Here is an 18,294-nt window from a genome sequence, read left to right as displayed (position 1 = left end):
CCGCGTCAGTTGCCGTTGGAGGCGACGTTGTAGGTGCGCAGCGCGTTGATCCGGCTCAGCATGTCGCTGGTGTAGCTCAGGAACTGCTGGCGCGCGCGTCCGGTCAGCGCCGGCGATTCCATCAGCGTGATCGTCAACGGGTTCTGCGGCACGTCGTTGTGGCGGAACTCGTAGTGCAGGTGCGGACCGGTGGCCCAGCCGGTCGAGCCGACGTAGCCGATCAGCTGCCCCTGCATCACGCGCTGCCCTTGCTGGATGCCGGCAAAGCGCGACAGATGCGCGTAGTAGGTCGAGTAGCCGTTGTGGTGCTTGATGACGACGATATTGCCGTAGCCGTTTTGCTGGCCGACGAAATCGACTTCGCCATCGCCGGTGGCGAACACCTTGGTGCCGGTCGGCGCGGCGAAGTCCACGCCCTTGTGCTGCTGCCACTGGTGGTGCAGCGGGTGGTCGCGGCCGCCGAAACCGGACGACATCCGCGAGAACTCGACCGGCGAACGCAGGAACGGCCGCTTCATGCTGCGTCCGTCGAAGGTGTAGTAGGCGCCGTTCTTGCCGTCCGGCGCGTACCACAGCGCCTGGTGCAGCTGGTTGCGATTGATCAGTTCGATGGCGACCACGCGGCCGTTGCGCACGAAGGCCCCGTCGCGATAGCCCGATTCGTAGACGATGCGGAAGCGGTCGCCCTTGACGATGTCGTGGTGGAAGTCGATCACGCCCGAGAAGATCGAGATCATCTGGTCGACCACCTCATCGGGCACGTTGGCCGCGTCCATCGCCTTGAAGAAGCCGCCCGTGCCGATCGTGCCCGAGCCCATCTCGTAGTGCAGCTCGTTCTTGACGACCTCGATGCGGGCCTTGTACTCGGGATCGGCCAGGTCGCCGGCGCGCTCGATCACCAGCTGGCGCGAGATCGAGACGTCGCCGCCCATGTTGGCCTGCAGCGAGACCAGCAGATTGCTCTGGTCGACTTCCGCCTGCACGATCTGGCCCGGTTCGAGCTTGAACAGGCCGCGCGCGGTCGGGTTCTTGTGGATGAAGGCCTGCGCGTCGGGGTCGTCCACGCCGAGCCGCTTGAGCAGCGTGGCGATGGTGTCGCCGCGCTGCATGCGCTCCTGGCGTACGAAGGTGGCGCTGGTATCGGTCAGGCGCTCGAGCTGGTCGCGCAGGTCGGGCAGGCGCATGCCCTGGACCACGCGGGGCGCGTCGGGATCGTCGTAGGCGGTGCGCGGTGCCACGCCCATGGCGGCGGCCATGCCGAGCGTAAAGACGGTCGCGACCGACGCCGTCAATTGCTTGCGGCGGCGCGCATGCAGCGCATGGGTCGGATCGACGAGCACCACGAGCTCACGCGCGAAAACTTCGCGGAGTCTGGACCACATCACGTAAAATTCTGCCTTGGTTCGGGCTCCGCTGCCGCGACGATCTGTGCGTGTCTGCCTTCCTCCCCCGAGGTGCGGCGCGGGCTGTCTTTCGTTTGCCGCCTACAATGGCGGTTGGCCTACGGGATGGCTCCCGGCCGGCCGAATCGGCGGATTATACCAAAAACTTCCCCGGTGTCCGCCCGAATGTTCATGTATTTCAACGACTTAAGTCATGACCGACGTATCCTCCGGCGCCGCGACCTCCTATCCCCTGACACCGTCCGTGATGCACGCGCTGGAAGTGTCCAAGCGCGGCTGCGACGAACTGCTGATCGAATCCGAATGGCTGCAGAAGCTGGCGCGTAGCGAAGCGACCGGCGTGCCGTTGCGGATCAAGCTGGGCCTGGATCCGACCGCGCCGGACATCCACATCGGCCACACGGTCGTGCTCAACAAGATGCGCCAGCTGCAGGACCTCGGCCATCACGTGATCTTCCTGATCGGCGACTTCACTTCGACCATCGGCGATCCGTCCGGCCGCAACAGCACCCGGCCGCCGCTGACGCGCGAACAGATCGAAGCCAACGCGCAGACCTACTACCGCCAGGCCAGCCTGGTGCTCGACCCGTCCAGGACCGAGATCCGCTACAACAGCGAGTGGTGCGACCCGTTGGGCGCGCGCGGCATGATCCAGCTCGCCGCGAAGTACACCGTCGCCCGCATGATGGAGCGCGACGACTTCACCAAGCGCTACCGGTCTGGGATTCCGATTTCGGTCCATGAGTTCCTTTACCCGCTGATGCAGGGCTACGACTCAGTTGCATTGAAGTCCGATCTGGAGCTCGGCGGTACCGACCAGAAGTTCAATCTGCTGGTCGGCCGCGAGCTGCAGAAGGAATACGGCCAGGAGCCGCAGTGCATCCTGACCATGCCGCTGCTGGTCGGCCTGGACGGCGTCGAGAAGATGTCCAAGTCCAAGGGCAACTACGTCGGCGTGACCGAGCCGCCCAGCGAGATGTTCGGCAAGCTGATGAGTATCTCGGACGACCTGATGTGGCGCTACTACGAATTGCTGTCGTTCCGCCCGATGTCCGAGATCGACCTGATGAAGCAGGAAGTGGCGCTCGGCCGCAACCCGCGCGACTGCAAGGTGATGCTGGCGCAGGAGATCGTCACGCGCTTCCACAGCGCGGCCGATGCCGGCAAGGCGCTGGAGGACTTCAACCACCGCGCCCGCGGCGGCGTGCCCGACGACATCCCCGAAGTCAGCCTGTCCGGCGCGCCGCTGGGCATCGCGCAGCTGCTCAAGCAGGCCAACCTGGTGCCGTCGTCGTCCGAGGCCAACCGCAATATCGAGCAGGGCGGCGTGCGCATCGATGGCACCCAGATCAGCGACAAGGCGCTGAAGGTCGAGGCCGGCACCTATGTGGTCCAGGTCGGCAAGCGCCGTTTCGCGCGCGTGACGCTGTCCTGAGGCGGCCCCGATGATTGCGTTGATCCAGCGCGTGGCGCGAGCCAGCGTGACGGTCGATGGCCGGGTCACCGGCGAGATCGGTGCCGGCCTGCTGGCGCTGGTCTGCGCCGAACGCGGCGACACCGAGAGCGAGGCCGAGCGCCTGCTGGCCAAGCTGCTCGGCTATCGGGTGTTCTCGGACGCCGCCGGCAAGATGAACCTGCCGGTGCGCGACATCGACGGCAAGGGCACGCCAGGCGGCCTGCTGGTGGTGTCGCAGTTCACGCTGGCCGCCGATACCAACAGCGGCACGCGGCCCAGCTTCACGCCGGCGGCCTCGCCCGAGGACGGCCGCCGCCTGTACGAGCATTTCGTCGCGCGCGCGCGCGCCGCGCATCCCGAGGTGCAGACCGGGGAGTTCGGCGCGATGATGCAGGTCAGCCTGGTCAACGACGGCCCGGTCACGTTCTGGCTGCGGGTGCCGCCACCGTCGCCGCCGTCCCCGTCCCCGTCCCCGTCATCCACGCCGCCCCGCGCGGCCAACCCTTGAGCGCAAGGAGACAAGCATGAGACTCTGGAGCAACGCCTTTGCCGACATGGCGCCGATTCCCGGCGAGTTCGCCTTTGCCGTGCCGGATGCCGCCAACCACATCACGCTGTCCGGCAACCGCAATCCGGACCTGCACTGGGAAGGCGCGCCCTCGGGCACGCGCTCGTTCGTGCTGATCTGCCACGATCGCGACGTGCCCAGCCGCGGCGACGACGTCAACCAGGAAGGCCGCGAAGTCCCGGCCAGCCTGCCGCGCGTGGACTTCTTCCACTGGGTGCTGGTCGACATCCCGCCGGGCCTGACGACGATCTCGGCCGGCTCGCACAGCGACGGCGTGATCGCGCGCGGCAAGCCCGGTCCGGAGGCGACCGGCGGCACCGCGGCCGCGGGCGGCCTGCGCCACGGCGTCAACGACTACACCAGCTGGTTCGCCGGCGACAAGGACATGGCGGGCGACTACTACGGCTACGACGGCCCGTGCCCGCCGTGGAACGACGCGATCGTGCACCACTACGTGTTCACGATCTATGCGCTGGATCTGGACCGCCTGCCGCTCGAGGGCCGCTTCACCGGCGCGCAGGTGCGCGAGGCGATCGAAGGCCACGTGCTCGACCAGGCCAGCCTGACCGGCACCTATACCCTGAACCCCAAACTGGCGGCGAAGCAGTCGGCCGGCTGACGCCGCCGCAGCCCCAACACCAAGAAAAAGCGCGCACCCGGCGCGCGCGAAGGAAACGGCATGACGTTCACGCCCGGGCCGCAGTCGCTGCTGGCCATCACCCATCTGATCGTGATCCGACACGGCGAAACGGCCTGGAACCGCGAACGGCGGCTGCAGGGGCAGCTCGATATCCCGCTGAACGATACCGGCCACGCGCAGGCACGCGCGCTGGCCAGTTCGCTGGCGGGCGAACCGGTCGACGCGATCTATTCGAGCGACCTGTCGCGCGCGATGCAGACCGCGGCGCCGTTGTCCGAAGCGCTGGGCGTGCCGGTACAGTCCGAGCCGCGCCTGCGCGAGCGCTGCTACGGCACGCTCGAGGGCATGACCTATGCCGAGGTCGCGCAGCAGCGGCCGGAGGACTTCGCCCGCTGGCAGGCGCGCGTGCCGGACTACGCGCCGCCGCAGGGCGAGTCGCTGCGGGACTTCCACGAGCGCGCCGTCGAGGTCGTGCTGGCGCTGGTGCGCCGTCATCCGGGCGAGCGCATCGCGCTGGTCGCGCATGGCGGCGTGCTTGACTGCCTGTATCGCGAGGCCACCGGCATGACGCTGGAAGCGCCGCGCGAGCACGAGCTGCTCAATGCCAGCGTCAATCGCCTGCGCAGCGACAGCCACCGGCTGACCGTGGCGCAGTGGGCCGACGTCAGCCACCTGGCCACGCTGACGCTGGACGAGGTCGATCGGCGCGTGCCGTGACTTACGGCAGCGCCGATTCCGGTCGGCGCTATCCTCCGGCGCTATTCCCCGGCGTTATTCCGCGGCGCTATTCCGGAGCGCAACTTCCAGCGCTGTGCCGCGGCGTTATTGCCGAGCGCAATCTCCCACGCTATACCCGCAACCGGAACGGCGTGAAGTCGGTATCGCGGTCGTACCAGTCCTCGTCCTCGGCACGCTTCAGGAAGGCCACCACGCGATAGGTGACCGGCGTCATCACGACCTCCCAGCCGGTCTTCAGCACGTACTGCGCGACCGCCACCTGCACCACCTTCTCCAGCGGCCAGATGCCGTAGAACGCGATCACGTAGAACAGCGACGAGTCGACCAGCTCGCCGGCCAGCGTCGAGCCGATCGTGCGCGTCCACAGCCAGCGGCCGCGCGTCCACAGCTTCATCTTGGCCAGCACGTAGCTGTTGGTGAAGCTGCCGCAGCAGAAGGCGATCAGCGAGCCCAGCGCGATGCGCCACGTGTTGCCGAACACGTCCTCCAGGCTCTTCTGATAGTCGGCCATGAACGGCGCCACCGGCATCGACAGCACCACCAGGCTCATGAAGGTCGCGAAGGCCAGCGCCGCGAAGCCGGCCCACACCACGCGCCGGTCGCGGCCATAGCCGTAGACCTCGGTCAGCACGTCGCCGAAGATGTACGAGACCGGGAAGAACAGCACGCCGGCGCCGAAGGTCACCGGGCCGATCCAGGGCAGCGTGACCTGCGCCGCCTTGGCCGCGCCGATCAGGTTCGAGCACAACAGCACGGTGACGAAGGCCACCATCACCAGATCGTAGTAGCGGTAAACGCGTCCGGTACGGGGCGCGGCGCGGGTTGTGGTCATGGTGTTCCCTGGTTTTTTGCTGGCGATTATGCCAGCAGCGGGCAGGGCGGGCTGGCGGGGGGCCTGGAGGCCCCTGGTGCTTTGGGGCTTTGGGCCATTGGGGCTCCGGCGAGGCCGCCGTCCCCGCTGGCGCCGCATGCGAACGCGAGGCGCCAGGTGTATCGTTGCGGCATTCTCGACCGCCAAGCCACACGGAGCCCGCCGCCATGACATGGTCCTCCAGCCAATACCTGCAATTCGAAGACGAGAGAACGCGCCCGGCGCGCGAGCTGATCGCCGCCGTGCCGACGCAAACCGTTCGCAGCGCGATCGACTTGGGCTGCGGCCCCGGCAATTCGACCGAGGTGCTGGCCGCGCGCTATCCCGACGCGCGGATCGTCGGCCTCGACAGCTCGCAGGACATGATCGACGCCGCCCGCAAGCGGCTGCCGCAGTTCGAGTTCCAGCTCGGCGATATCAGCGCCTGGCGCGATCCGGGGCCGTACGATCTGGTACTCGCCAACGCCGCGCTGCAATGGGTGCCGGACCATGCCGGGCTGTTCCCGTCGCTGGCCCAGCGCCTTGCGCCGGGCGGCAGCCTGGCCGTGCAGATGCCCGACAACCTCGATCAGCCGACCCATCGGCTGATGCGCGAGGTCGCGGGGGACGGTCCGTGGGCGCAGGCGCTGTCGCAGGCCGCGGCCGCGCGCACCACGCTGCCGCCGGCGGGCTGGTACTACGACCTGCTGCGGCCCCACTGTGCCCGCGTCGATATCTGGCGCACGACGTATCACCACACGCTGGCGGGCGCGCCGGCCGTGGTCGAATGGCTGAAGGGAACGGGTCTGCGGCCTTTCCTGGAGCCGCTGGACGCCGGGCAGCGGGAGGCGTTTCTCGCGCGCTACACGGCGGCGATCGCCGAAGCCTATCCGGCGCAGGTCGATGGGGTGGTGCTGCTGCCGTTTCCGCGGCTGTTCATCGTGGCGACGCGATGATGCCGCGGCGTCAGTTCTTGCCGGCGGGGGGGTTGGTGGACGCGTCGGCGGGACCGTCGGCGCAATCGCCGGCGGAGGCGTTGGCGGAATCGCGGGCGGTATCGTTGGCAGAACCATCGCCCGTCGCGCCGGCGAGCGCAGCCGCGCAATAGGCGGCGATCGCGTCGAGCACGCTGTCGGCCTCGCCGACCGCCGCCGCGCTGCGGATCCGGATGCCGGCCAGCCGCGCGCGGCAATCGTCGAGCAGCGCCGGCAGGTCGCGGCGCAGATGGCCGCCCTGGCCGAAAAACACCGGCACCACCAGGATGTCGTCGATCTGCTGCGCGGCCAGTTGCGTCAGCGTGTCGGGCAGGTTCGGCGTCATCAGCTCAAGAAAGGCCAGCCGGACCGCGCAATCGGGCAGCATCGCGGTCAGTCGCGCATGCAGCCGGTCGAACGGCTCCCGCCAGCGCGCATCGCGCGCGCCGTGGGCGAACAGCACCAGCGCCTGGCGGGCCGGCTTGTCGCTGGGCAGGTCGGCGCGCGAGGCCATCGCTCAATGCCGGTCGACCCAGCGCAGCGCGGTCAGCGCGACCAGCAGGTACAGCGTGCCGGGCAGCAGCGCGGAAACGATCGGCGGCCAGGTGTGCAGCAGGCCCACGTGCGAGAACAGCGTGTTGGACAGGTGGAAGGACAGCCCCAGCATGATGCCGCCGAACACCTTGATGCCGACCGCGCCGGCGCGTGCGTGCAGATAGGCGAACGGCAGCGCCAGCGCCATCATCACGAACAGCGTCAGCGGATAGACCACCTTCTTCCAGAACGCGATCTCGTAGCGCTGCGTGTCCTGCTTGTTGTCGCGCAGATGGCGGATATAGCGGAACAGGTCCAGCGTCGACATGCGCTCCGGCGTCACCAGCAGCACCGACAGGATCTGCGGCGTCAGCTCCGAGTGCATCGTCATGTCGGGAAAGCTCTTGCGCTCGGCCCGGAACGCCGGCGCCAGCCCGTCGCGCTGCGCGCCGGCCGGCGGCGGCGCTTCGGCGAAGCGGGTTTCCGTGACCTTGGACAGCTGCCATGACTGGTCGCCGCGGTAGCGCCCTTCCTCGGCGACGCGGATCACGCTGAGGCGATAGTCGCCGTCGAATTCGTAGATCGTCACCCCATTGATGGTCTGGTCCGGCTTCAGGCCGGCCACGTTGACGAAGCGGGTCAGCTCGCCGCCGGTGGCCGGATCCTTGCCGCGGTCCTTGACCCAGACGCCCGAGCGGAAGCCCGACGACACCGTCGCGCCCAGCGAATCGAGCTTGACCTTCTGCGCGTACTGCTCGGTCTTGGGTCCGATGAACTCGCCGAACAGGAACGTCGCGATCGCCAGCGGAATCGCCAGCTTGAACAGCGAGAACAGCGCCTGCCGCGTATTGAGACCGGCCACGCGGAAGATCGTGTATTCGGACTGGCTCGCCAGCTGCGAGAACACATAGATCGCGCTGATCAGCGCCGCGATCGGCAGCACCTCGTAGATTCGGGTCGGCGCCTGCAGCACGACGTGGAAGAAGGCGACCAGCGAGGTGTAGCCGGCCGTCACGTTCTCCAGCTCGTTGAGCATGTCGAAGAACACGAACAGCGCCAGCACCGCGAACAGGATGAACGCGAAGACGCCGTAGATCAGCCGGCCGAAGTAGCGCTCGTAGACGTGCAGCAACCTCATGCCGGGTCTCCCTGCGGGGTGCGGCGGCGCAGCCCGAACACCGCGCGCCAGCCACCGAGGCTGTAACGCTGGCGGTAGCGGAACAGCATCACCGCGCCGAGGAAGGCGAGCAGGTGGAACGGCCACCAGGCGAGCCCAAAGGGCAGCGAGCCGGAGCGGACCCAGGCCTGCGACAGGTTGATCAGGTTGCTGTAGGTCAGGTAGATCAGCACGGCGAACACCAGCGGCGTATAGCGCCCCAGGCGCGGGTTGACATAGGCCAGCGGGATCGCGATCAGCACGAAGTTGAAGGCCAGGATCGGCAGCGACAGCCGCCAGATCAGCTCGCCCAGGTTTTCATTGGTCGGATTGCGCAGCAGCTCGATGGTGTCGCGGCTCTTGACCGGAAGGTTGGCGTCGCTCTCGGGCGGCTTGCTGTCGACCTTGACCGCATAACGGTCGAACTCGACGATGCGGTAATCCAGCTTGCCCGGGGTGCCGGCGTAGCGGCGGCCGTCCTCCATCACCACCAGCCGGTCGCCGTTGGGCATGGTCTCGAACTGGCCCTGATGGGCCAGCGCCACGCCGACCTTGCCGGCTTCGGCATTGGCCACGAAGACATTGCGCGCATGGCGCATATCGCCGTCGATGCTCTCGATGAACAGCACGTAATTGCCGTTGGCCGGCTCGATGAAGCGGCCGGCGGCGATCATCGACAGCACGCCGCGCTGCTGGAAGCGGTCGCGGAACAGCGCGCTCTGCTGGTTGGCCCAGGGCCAGGCGAAGGCGCCCAGGAACAGCGCCAATATCACGAAGGGCGCCGCGAACTGCAGCACGGGCTTGATGAAGTCGCGCAGGGACAGGCCGGCCGAGAACCAGACCACCATCTCGGAGTCCTTGTACCAGCGCGTCAGCACGATCAGCGTGGAGATGAACAACGTCGCGCACAGCAGGATCGCCAGGTAGCCGAGCGCGGCCAGGCCGATCAGCATCAGCACGTCGTTGGGGCTGGCACGGCCGGTGGCGGCCATGCCGAGAATACGGATCACGAGCGAGGTCAGCATGAAGGTCAGCATGACCAGGAACACCGCGCCGGCGGTGTAGGCGAGCTCGCGTCGCAAGGCTTGTTGAAAAATCATGCGATGTCGGTTCCGGGCTGCCGGCCAGCGCGGCGGCGGCGCACGCCGGCGGCTGACGGAGGGTACGGCGTCAGCGCTGCAGGCCAGCGGCGGCCAGTCGCTGCGGAAGTGACTGCCAAAAGTTCGCGAAGCAAAATCGCGGATAATGGAGGCTTTCGTTCTACACGAGCCCCTGGAAGGAAGCGCGATGGAATTTAGCACAAAAGCCCTGGATTTGAGCAAAGCGGGCCAGAATGGTTTCCTGGCGACCAAGACCGACTGCCTGGTGGTCGGTGTGTTCGAGGGCCAGAGCCTGGACGGCGTCGCCAAGGCGCTGGACGCCGCGACCCGGGGCCTGGTGGCTAGATTGATCAAGCTCGGCGACTTCGAAGGCAAGCGCAATTCGCAGCTGATGCTGCACGAGGTCGCCGGCATCGGCGCCGCCCGCGTGCTGCTGGTTGGCCTGGGCAAGGAGGCGGAGTTCGGCGACAAGGCCTTCGCCGATGCGGTGCGTACCGCGTTGCGTGCGTTGAGCGGCACGCGTGCCGCCAATGTCCTGTGGTGCCTCGCGCAGCCGGCGCCGCGCGCCGCCGGGCAGGGCGCGGAGGGCGCGACCCGCGACATCGCCTGGCGCGTGATCACCACCGTCACGCTGATCCGCGAGGCGGGCTACCGGCTGCTGGAGCGCCATCCTGAGCTCAAGCGCAACGGCGCCAAGAACAACGACAAGGCCCTGGGCCTGCGCAAGGTCGTGCTGGCGGTCGATGCGGCCGAGGCAAAGGCCGCGAACCAGGCCGTGGTGCGCGGCGTGGCGATCGCCAACGGCATGGAGCTGACCAAGGACCTGGGCAACCTGCCTTCCAATATCTGCACGCCGACCTATCTGGCCGACACCGCGCGCTCGATCGCGCGCCGCTTCAAGCTGAAGGTCGAGGTGCTGGGCCGCAAGCAGATCGAGGCGCTGAAGATGGGCGCCTTCCTCGCGGTCACCAAGGGCACCGCCGAGCCGCCGCAGTTCATCGTGCTGCGCTACGACGGCGGCGGCGCGCGCCAGGCGCCGGTGGTGCTGGTGGGCAAGGGCATCACCTTCGATACCGGCGGCATCTCGCTGAAGCCGGGCGAGGGCATGGACGAAATGAAGTACGACATGTGCGGCGCCGCCTCGGTGCTCGGCACGCTGCAGGCGGTGGCCGAGATGGGGCTGAAGCTCAATGTCATCGCCGTGGTTCCGACCTGCGAGAACATGCCGAGCGGCACCGCCACCAAGCCGGGCGACGTGGTGACCAGCATGTCGGGCCAGACCATCGAGATCCTGAACACCGATGCCGAGGGCCGCCTGATCCTGTGCGACGCGCTGACCTATGTCGAGCGCTTCAAGCCGGCCGCGGTGATCGACGTCGCCACGCTGACCGGGGCCTGCATCATCGCGCTCGGCCACGTCAACAGCGGCCTGTACGCGCGCAGCGACGCGCTGGCCGACCAGCTGGTGCAGGCCGGCCGCAAGGCGATGGACGGCGCGTGGCGCATGCCGCTGGACGACGAGTACCAGGAGCAGCTCAAGTCCAACTTCGCCGACATGGCGAACATCGGCGGCCGTCCGGCCGGCAGCGTCACGGCGGCCTGCTTCCTGGCGCGCTTTGCCGACAAGTACGACTGGGCCCACCTGGACATCGCCGGCACCGCGTGGAAGAGCGGCGCGGCCAAGGGCGCCACGGGCCGCCCGGTGCCGCTGCTGACGCAATTCCTGATGGACCGCGCAGGCTGATCTCCCAACTCCCATGACGCGCATCGACTTCCACAGCAACGTGCCGGACAAGCTCGGCTATGTCTGCCGGCTGATCCGCAAGGCCTACGGGGCCGGGCAAAAGATCGTGGTGCATGCCGAGCCGGCGATGCTGGCGCGGCTCGATGCGCAGCTGTGGACCTTCTCGGCGCTGGATTTCCTGCCGCACTGCGGGCTCGACAGCCCGCACGCGGCGGAAACGCCGATCGTGCTGGCCGCCGCGCTCGACGCGGTGCCGCACCACGAACTGCTGATCAATCTGGATACGAGGATCCCGCTGCAGTTCGCCAGCTTCGAACGCATGATCGAAGTGGTCGGCGGCGACGCCGACGATCGCGCCGCCGGGCGCGAACGCTATCGCCAATATCGCGAGCGGGGCTATCCGCTGATGCACCACGATATCGGGCAACGCAATCAGGGCGAGGCCGCCGGCGCCTAGCGTCGGCTTCCCTCGGGGCAGCGTAGCGCGGTCCCTCCAACGCTCGCTCCGAACGCTTCGCTTCGAGCGCTCCCTTCGAACGCTTCGCTTCGAGCGCTCCCTTCGAACGCTCGCCTTCGAGCGCTTCCCTTCGAACGCTTCCTATAGTGGTCTCCGCCAGTTAACTTCGCAGCATTTCAGGCAAGCACCGTAGCCCATAGGCTGGCAACTTACGGCATCGGCTTCCGCCGTGTTCCGTTGTCCTTCCTTCAGGTGTCCTTGCCCTATGCTCGACTACTCTGCTCGCCAGCCGCGGCCGCGTCCGCCGCGCCATTCAGGCCGAAACCCGGTCGATCGCCATGTTGCCGATCATGCCGGCCGCTATCCGCTGTACGGTCCTCTGCGCTATCCCACCGGCCATTCCCGCATCCCGCCCGGGCATGACGGTCACGACTTCCACTTGCCGTGCCGCCTGCCGGGGCCGACCTGCCTCGACGTACGCGAGCCCGTCGACGAGGCGAATGGGGACGGGCTGCGAACGCCCGGCTGTCATCACGACGCCTCATACAAGCTGGTGTTCGCGTTTCGCGAGGTCGTCCGCGACCTGATCCGCGACTTCATCTCGGATCCGTGGCTGCAGACGGCCGACTTCGATTCCATGGAGATGGTGCCGACGCACCACGTATCGGACGGGCTGCGCGTGGGCCTGAACGATGTGGTCTGGCGGGTGCGCGTGCCGGGACAGCAGCAGCCGGTCCACCTGCTGATCGAGTTTCAAAGCAGCCACGACCCGCATATGGCCGCGCGCATGCTGGCCTACGTCGGCATGTTCTATCGCGATGTCAGCCGACGCTGCCGCGGCCGGGGCCGGCACCGCTATCCGTTGGTATTCCCGATCGTGCTTTACAACGGCACCGAGCGATGGCGTGCGCCGACGGACATTGGCGCAATGATTCCGGTCGTACCGGGCCGCGTCGCAGATCATCAGCCCAGTCTGCAGTACTGCCTGATCGACCGTAGCGCCTATACCCAATCGGAACTGGCAACACAGCGCAATCTTGTCGCCGTGCTGATGCGACTCGAACAGGCGACGACGGTGGATGCCGTGTTTGCGCCGTTGCGGCTTGCCAGGGAACTGGCGCAAGGCAATGCCGCGCTCGACACCGCGCTGGCCGCATGGGTCGTGGCGCGAGCCGCCAACTTCAGCGCCGCCGCGCTGGATCTCAACGAAGTGCACAACCTGATGGAGCTGGATATGGAACTGTCGCAAGGCTATGGAAAGTGGGCGCGCCGGTTGGAGCGCGACATCACGCGGAAGGTCAAGGCCAAGCTCGAGGCCGAAGTAAGGGCAGAGCTATTGATCAAACTGCTCGACCATCGCTTCGGTCCCTTGCCCGAGGACATCGCCGCCAAGGTGCTTTCCGCGTCGGTGCAGCAGATCGAGGACTGGGCGCGTCGCGTGCTATACGCGCAACGCCTCGATGACGTGTTCCTCTGCTAGCCGGCGGCCGTCCCGCCGGCGCCTGGGTCGCGGCGCACGTCTCGCGAACGCGACCCCCAACTCCCCGACGCTTCACTGGCGTATCAGCGTCGATCTCCCGAACAGGCTCTCGAGAAAATCCACCATCAGCCTGGCGGTCTGGTTGCGCACGTCGCAAGCCGGATTGAGTTCGAGCACGTCGAGCGATCCGAGCCGGCCGGTGTCCGCGATCATCTCCATGCAAAGCTGCGTTTCGCGATAGGTCGGGCCGCCCATCACGGTTGTGCCGACGCCCGGTGCGATGCTGCAGTCGAGGAAGTCCACGTCGAAGCTGACGTGTAGATGGGTGTTGTCGTCGATGCCAGCGAGCGCGTTCTGCATGGTATGGCGCATGCCGTTCTCGTCGATGTAGCGCATGTCGAAGACCGCGAGGTTCAGGTCTCGCAGCCGCCGTTTCTCTTCGGCGTCGACGCTGCGAATGCCGACCTGCCGGATATGCTCGGGCTTGACCGCCGGCACCGTGCCGCTCAGCGAGATCAAAGGCGCGGGGCCATCGCCGCACAGGCACGCCACCGGCATGCCGTGGATATTGCCGGTCGGACTGGTGGAGCCGGTATTGGCGTCGGCGTGCGCGTCCAGCCAAAGCACCAGCAGCTTCTTGCCGGTGTCGCGGCAATGGCGCGCGGCCGCACTGATCGACCCGATCGCCAGGCAATGGTCGCCGCCCAGCAGCAGCGGAAAGCGTCCGTCCTGCAGGCAGCCGTAGCAGGCATCGAACACGCCGCGGTTCCACGCCACCACTTCGTCGAGGTGCCGCATGCCGTCGATCGGCTGATGCCACGGATTGGCCGGGCCGGATAGATTGCCCCCATCGACGACGTCGAGCCCATTGCGCAGCAGGGCGCCGGCGATATCGGCGACGCGCATCGCCTCCGGTCCCATCGATGCGCCGCGCGTGCTGGCGCCGACATCGGTAGGCGCGCCAATCAACATCACTGTCTTCATGGTCCCTCCTTGCGGTATCCGGGGCCGCCGGTGCCGGCGCGTTGTCCGGGGCCGCCGATCACCGGGCCATGATACCGCCCGGAGGACAGCTCAGTCCGGCATGGCCCGCGGGTCGTATTGCGCGGCGAACTCGGGCGAGGGCGGAATCGGCTTGATGATGTCGATCAGTACGCCGTTGGGATCGGCGGTGATGAAGTGCCGCTGGCCGAAGGGCTCGTCGCGCAGCGCCAGCCGGATCGGCAGGCCGGCCTGCTGCAGCCGCGCGTACAGCGTGTCGACGTCCTCGACCTCGAAGTTCAGGATGGTGCCCGCAACCGGCGCGCGGCTGCCCACGGGGATCGTCTCGTGCCGGTAGTCGAGCACGGCGAGGTTGACGCCGGCATCGTCCGCCGACTGCAGATGCCAGTACCAGTCGCTCGAGAACAGCGCCTTGAAGCCGAAATGCCGCTGATAGAAGGCCGCCGTGGCTGCCACATCGGTGGTCTGGATGACGGGGTAGAAGCTGGTGATCTTCATGACGGACTCCGTTCGGTGCGGCCGCTTGGGGAAATGGCCAGATGACATTAACATGCAGTCTGTATCTTTTTCGTCGTTATAACATACAGGCTGTATGTATGCAAAGAAAAATGCCACGGACCAACCGTGAACGCACCGAGGCCACGCGCGGCGCCTTGCTGGCGGCCGCGCGCGCCCTGTTCGTCGACAAGGGGTATGCCGATACCTCGACCCCGGAAATCGTCGCGGCCGCCGGCATCACGCGCGGCGCGCTCTATCACCACTTCGATGACAAGCGCGCGCTGTTCCGCGCGGTGCTGGAGGAGGAGGCAAGGGCGGTGGCCGACGAGATCGAGCGCGCGGCGCCCGCCACGCGCTCGGCGCGCAAGGCGCTGATCGCCGGCAGCGAGGCCTATCTCGATGCGATGACGGTGGCCGGACGCACGCGGCTGCTGCTGGTGGACGGTCCGGCGGTGCTGGGCGCCGGCGAAAGCCTGGCGCTGGACCAGGCCCACGCCGGCCGCACGCTGCGGGAGGGGCTGGCGGCGGCCCTCGGCCCGCGCCTGCCGCCGCCGCTGACGGTCGATGCGCTCGCGACGCTGCTGTCGGCGGCATTCGACCGGGCCGCGCTTGCCATCGATGCCGGCGACGACCCGGCCGCGATCCGCGCCGCGATGGTCCGGCTGATCGAGCGGACCGTGGCGGCGGGCTGAGCGGGGGGTGAACCGACGCGCTGATCCGCGCGCGGCGATCCCACAAACAGAAAAGCCTGCGATCGCTCGCAGGCTTTGGCATGGCGCCCGCAGGCGCCGACCTACTGGACGATGTCGCTCAGTCCGTGACCGCGCCCTTGCTGGCCGTCGACGCCAGCTTCGAGAACTTGGCCAGCACGCCGCGCGTATAGCGGGGCGTCGGCTGCTTCCAGGCGGCACGGCGGCGCGCCAGTTCCTCGTCGCTGACGTTCAGCTGCAGCAGCAGCTTGTGCGCGTCGATCGTGATCGAATCGCCTTCCTGGACCAGGGCGATGGTGCCGCCGACAAAGGCTTCAGGCGCGACGTGGCCGACCACCATGCCCCAGGTACCGCCCGAGAAGCGGCCGTCGGTGATGAAGCCCACGGACTCGCCCAGGCCCTTGCCGATGATCGCCGAGGTCGGCGCCAGCATTTCCGGCATGCCCGGGCCGCCCTTCGGTCCGAGATAGCGCAGCACCAGCACGTCGCCGGCCTGGATCTTGTCGGCCAGGATCGCGTCCATCGCGCTCTGCTCGTCGTCGAACACGCGCGCCGGGCCGGTGATGACTGGGTTCTTCAGCCCGGTGATCTTGGCCACCGCGCCTTCCTCGGCCAGGTTGCCCTTCAGGATGGCCAGATGGCCTTCCTTGTACAGCGCCTTGTCGATCGGCAGGATCACGTCCTGGTCGGCGCGCGGCTGGTCGGCCACGTGCTCCAGTTCCTCGGCCAGCGTGCGGCCGGTGATGGTCAGGCTGTCGCCGTGCAGCAGGCCGGCGTTCAGCAGGATCTTCATCACCTGCGGAATGCCGCCGGCGCGATGCAGGTCGGTGGCGACGTACTGGCCCGACGGCTTCAGGTTGCAGATCACCGGCACCTTGCGGCGGATGCGCTCGAAATCGTCGATGGTCCATTCGACCTCGGCCGCATGCGCGATCGCCAGGTAGTGCAGCACCGCATTGGTCGAGCCGCCGGTCGCCATGATCAGGCTGACGGCGTTCTCGATTGACTTGCGCGTGATGATGTCGCGCGGCTTGATGTCCTTCTTGATCGCCTCGACCAGCACGCGCGCCGATTCGGCGGCGCTGTCGACCTTTTCCTGGTCCGGATTGGCCATCGTCGACGAATACAGCAGCGACATGCCCAGCGCCTCGAACGACGAGCTCATCGTGTTGGCGGTGTACATGCCGCCGCAGGAGCCGGTCGACGGGCAGGCGTTCTTCTCCACGCCCTCGAAGTCCTCCTGGCTCATCCGGCCGGCGGTGAACTCGCCCACGGCCTCGAACGAGGACACGATGGTCAGGTCCTTGCCCTTCCAGTTGCCCGGCTTGATGGTGCCGCCATAGACATAGATGCCCGGCACATTGGTGCGCGCCAGCGCGATCATGCCGCCCGGCATGTTCTTGTCGCAGCCACCGATGACGACCACGCCGTCCATCCATTGGCCCTGCGCGGCGGTCTCGATGCAATCGGCGATTACCTCGCGCGAGATCAGCGAGTACTTCATGCCCTCGGTGCCCATCGACATGCCGTCCGAGATGGTCGGCGTGCCGAAGATCTGCGGATTGGCGCCGGAGGCCTTGATCGCATCGACGGCGGCATCGGCCAGGCGCTGCAGGCCGGCGTTGCACGGCGTGATGGTCGAGTGGCCGTTGGCGATGCCGACCATCGGCTTGTCGAAGTCTTCCTTCTGGTAGCCCAGCGCGTAGTACATCGAGCGGTTGGGCGAGCGCGCCACGCCTTGCGTGATGTTCTGCGAGCGTTTGTTGTATGCCATGCGTATCTCTCCGGGGACTGGCGTGGCGCCCGGCCGGGCGCCGCTGTAGTTGTGGCCGACAGCATGCCGTTTGCGTTTTGCAGTGTCAAATATATTATTCGTGCTGTATTGAGTCGTTTTTCCTATCACAAGAACATGTCACGGAAGCGGGCGATCGCCGGGAATCGATGGCGGTCGCCGGCCTCGCCGCACCGGGAGTCCGCGTGGATCTGCGCCAATTGCGCTATTTCGTCACCGTCGCCGAGGAACTGCACTTCGGCCGCGCCGCCGCGCGCCTGGCCATGACGCAGCCGCCGCTGTCGCAGCAGATCCAGGCGCTGGAGGACGAGATCGGCGTGCCGTTGTTCGTGCGGACGCGCCGCTCGGTGGCGCTGACCCCGGCCGGACAGCAGTGGCTGCCCGAAGTGCGCCGGGTGCTGGCCGACGCCGCCAACCTGCCCGCGCTGGCGCAGCGGCTGGCCCGCGGCGAGATCGGCACGCTGTCGCTGGCCTTCGTCAGCACGGCGGACTACGGCATCCTGCCCGACCTGCTGCGGCGCTTTCGCGCGCGGCATCCCGAGGTTCAGCTGCAGCTGCGCGAGGCCACCAGCGATATCCAGCTCGATGCGCTGGCCGACGGGCAGATCGACGCGGGGCTGGTGATCCGCCCGCAGATGCCCGCCTTGCCCCATGGCATGTCGTACCTGCCGCTGGTGCGCGAGCCGCTGGTGCTGGCGGTCCCGCAGGACTGGCGCGCGCCGGGCCGGCGCGGCGGCGCGAAGCAGCCGGATGCCGTCGCGCTGGCCGATTTCGCGCACGAACCGCTGATCCTGTTTCCCCGCCGAAGCGCGCCGGCGTTTCATGACATCATTACCGGTTACTATGCGCGCGACGGCTTCGCCCCGGTGATCGCGCAGGAAGCGATCCAGATGCAGACCATCGTCAGCCTGGTGTCGGCCGGCATCGGCGTCGCGCTGGTGCCGGCCTCGCTTTGCAACCTGCGGCGCACCGGCGTGTCCTATCTGACGTTGCGCGGCGCGGTGCCGGAGATCGAGACGGGCCTGGCGTGGCGCGACAATGGCGCGGCCGGACCGAGTCCGGTGCTGCGCTCGTTCATCGAGATTGCATCGGCGCTGGCGCCGGCGGCCCGCCCGGGCAGCGGCACATCGAAGGGCCGCGCCACCGTGCCCGGGCCGAATCCGGGGCCGAAGCCGAAGCATTGAGCCCGATG

At 67.7% G+C, this 18,294-nt stretch carries 18 protein-coding genes; 10 read left to right on the top strand and 8 right to left on the bottom strand.

Features of this window, described 5'->3' with window-relative positions:
- Positions 1–5: 5 nt before the first annotated feature.
- A complete protein-coding gene (locus tag K7G19_RS18540) occupies positions 6–1,382 on the bottom strand; it encodes a M23 family metallopeptidase (protein ID WP_149317672.1) in 1,377 nt (458 codons plus the stop codon).
- 214 nt (positions 1,383–1,596) lie between these two features.
- Here K7G19_RS18540 and tyrS point away from each other — a divergent pair, with 214 nt between their 5' ends.
- From tyrS to K7G19_RS18520, 4 genes are read left to right on the top strand one after another with little or no spacing between them, the layout of a single operon-like run.
- Positions 1,597–2,838, top strand: a complete 1,242-nt coding sequence (gene tyrS, locus K7G19_RS18535) for a tyrosine--tRNA ligase (RefSeq protein WP_149317673.1) — start codon at positions 1,597–1,599, stop codon at positions 2,836–2,838.
- Between the two features lie 10 nt (positions 2,839–2,848).
- Positions 2,849–3,367, top strand: a complete 519-nt coding sequence (gene dtd, locus K7G19_RS18530) for a D-aminoacyl-tRNA deacylase (RefSeq protein ID WP_226108515.1) — start codon at positions 2,849–2,851, stop codon at positions 3,365–3,367.
- A gap of 16 nt (positions 3,368–3,383) precedes the next feature.
- Positions 3,384–4,046 (top strand): YbhB/YbcL family Raf kinase inhibitor-like protein, encoded by a 663-nt coding sequence (locus K7G19_RS18525; RefSeq protein WP_149317675.1) that lies wholly within the window; start codon positions 3,384–3,386, stop codon positions 4,044–4,046.
- Positions 4,047–4,106: 60 nt separating this feature from the next.
- Positions 4,107–4,784, top strand: a complete 678-nt coding sequence (locus tag K7G19_RS18520) for a histidine phosphatase family protein (RefSeq protein ID WP_150084448.1) — start codon at positions 4,107–4,109, stop codon at positions 4,782–4,784.
- A gap of 130 nt (positions 4,785–4,914) precedes the next feature.
- On the opposite strand, the gene K7G19_RS18515 is transcribed toward K7G19_RS18520, so the two are convergent.
- Complete coding sequence (locus tag K7G19_RS18515; protein ID WP_149317677.1) at positions 4,915–5,637, bottom strand: queuosine precursor transporter; 723 nt, start codon at positions 5,635–5,637, stop codon at positions 4,915–4,917.
- A gap of 206 nt (positions 5,638–5,843) precedes the next feature.
- Here K7G19_RS18515 and tam point away from each other — a divergent pair, with 206 nt between their 5' ends.
- Complete coding sequence (gene tam / locus K7G19_RS18510) at positions 5,844–6,611, top strand: trans-aconitate 2-methyltransferase (RefSeq protein ID WP_150084446.1); 768 nt, start codon at positions 5,844–5,846, stop codon at positions 6,609–6,611.
- A 10-nt stretch (positions 6,612–6,621) separates the two neighbouring features.
- Here the strand turns inward: tam and K7G19_RS18505 are convergent, their stop codons facing one another.
- Genes K7G19_RS18505 through lptF form a run of 3 tightly spaced genes read right to left on the bottom strand, consistent with a single transcriptional unit; the run spans position 6,622 to position 9,419 of the window.
- On the bottom strand, positions 6,622–7,143 hold the full coding sequence (locus K7G19_RS18505) for a sirohydrochlorin chelatase (protein ID WP_226108513.1): 522 nt from the start codon (positions 7,141–7,143) through the stop codon (positions 6,622–6,624).
- A gap of 3 nt (positions 7,144–7,146) precedes the next feature.
- Positions 7,147–8,301, bottom strand: coding sequence for an LPS export ABC transporter permease LptG (gene lptG, locus K7G19_RS18500; RefSeq protein WP_149317680.1), 1,155 nt, complete (start codon positions 8,299–8,301; stop codon positions 7,147–7,149).
- Positions 8,298–9,419, bottom strand: coding sequence for an LPS export ABC transporter permease LptF (lptF, locus tag K7G19_RS18495; RefSeq protein ID WP_149317681.1), 1,122 nt, complete (start codon positions 9,417–9,419; stop codon positions 8,298–8,300). Before lptF ends, lptG begins: the two co-directional genes overlap by 4 nt.
- Before the next feature lie 187 nt (positions 9,420–9,606).
- On the opposite strand from lptF, the gene K7G19_RS18490 reads away from it, so the two are divergent.
- From K7G19_RS18490 to K7G19_RS18480, 3 genes are all read left to right on the top strand, one after another.
- The gene (locus K7G19_RS18490) at positions 9,607–11,163 is read left to right on the top strand and encodes a leucyl aminopeptidase (protein ID WP_149317682.1); all 1,557 of its coding nucleotides are present in this window, start codon (positions 9,607–9,609) and stop codon (positions 11,161–11,163) included.
- Positions 11,164–11,176: 13 nt separating this feature from the next.
- The gene (locus K7G19_RS18485; RefSeq protein ID WP_149317683.1) at positions 11,177–11,620 is read left to right on the top strand and encodes a DNA polymerase III subunit chi; all 444 of its coding nucleotides are present in this window, start codon (positions 11,177–11,179) and stop codon (positions 11,618–11,620) included.
- A 265-nt stretch (positions 11,621–11,885) separates the two neighbouring features.
- The gene (locus tag K7G19_RS18480; protein WP_226108511.1) at positions 11,886–13,100 is read left to right on the top strand and encodes an Rpn family recombination-promoting nuclease/putative transposase; all 1,215 of its coding nucleotides are present in this window, start codon (positions 11,886–11,888) and stop codon (positions 13,098–13,100) included.
- Positions 13,101–13,172: 72 nt separating this feature from the next.
- On the opposite strand, the gene rocF is transcribed toward K7G19_RS18480, so the two are convergent.
- Together rocF and K7G19_RS18470 are read right to left on the bottom strand one after the other, a co-directional pair.
- Positions 13,173–14,084: an arginase gene (gene rocF / locus K7G19_RS18475; protein WP_226108509.1), complete on the bottom strand. Its 912-nt coding sequence runs from the start codon at positions 14,082–14,084 to the stop codon at positions 13,173–13,175.
- A gap of 90 nt (positions 14,085–14,174) precedes the next feature.
- Positions 14,175–14,600, bottom strand: a complete 426-nt coding sequence (locus K7G19_RS18470) for a VOC family protein (protein WP_226108506.1) — start codon at positions 14,598–14,600, stop codon at positions 14,175–14,177.
- 110 nt (positions 14,601–14,710) lie between these two features.
- On the opposite strand from K7G19_RS18470, the gene K7G19_RS18465 reads away from it, so the two are divergent.
- Entirely contained in the window at positions 14,711–15,292 is a 582-nt protein-coding gene (locus K7G19_RS18465) for a TetR/AcrR family transcriptional regulator (RefSeq protein WP_226108504.1), read from the top strand.
- Positions 15,293–15,410: 118 nt separating this feature from the next.
- On the opposite strand, the gene ilvD is transcribed toward K7G19_RS18465, so the two are convergent.
- Positions 15,411–17,084 (bottom strand): dihydroxy-acid dehydratase, encoded by a 1,674-nt coding sequence (gene ilvD / locus K7G19_RS18460; RefSeq protein WP_226108502.1) that lies wholly within the window; start codon positions 17,082–17,084, stop codon positions 15,411–15,413.
- Between the two features lie 203 nt (positions 17,085–17,287).
- Here ilvD and K7G19_RS18455 point away from each other — a divergent pair, with 203 nt between their 5' ends.
- Entirely contained in the window at positions 17,288–18,286 is a 999-nt protein-coding gene (locus tag K7G19_RS18455; protein ID WP_226108500.1) for a LysR family transcriptional regulator, read from the top strand.
- Positions 18,287–18,294 lie beyond the last annotated feature (8 nt).

The organism is Cupriavidus sp. DB3 (assembly GCF_020418465.1).
Taxonomy (GTDB): Bacteria; Pseudomonadota; Gammaproteobacteria; order Burkholderiales; family Burkholderiaceae; genus Cupriavidus; species Cupriavidus cauae.
The sequence above is the reverse complement of the archived record's forward strand: the minus strand, read 5'-3'. Positions and strand labels throughout refer to the sequence as shown.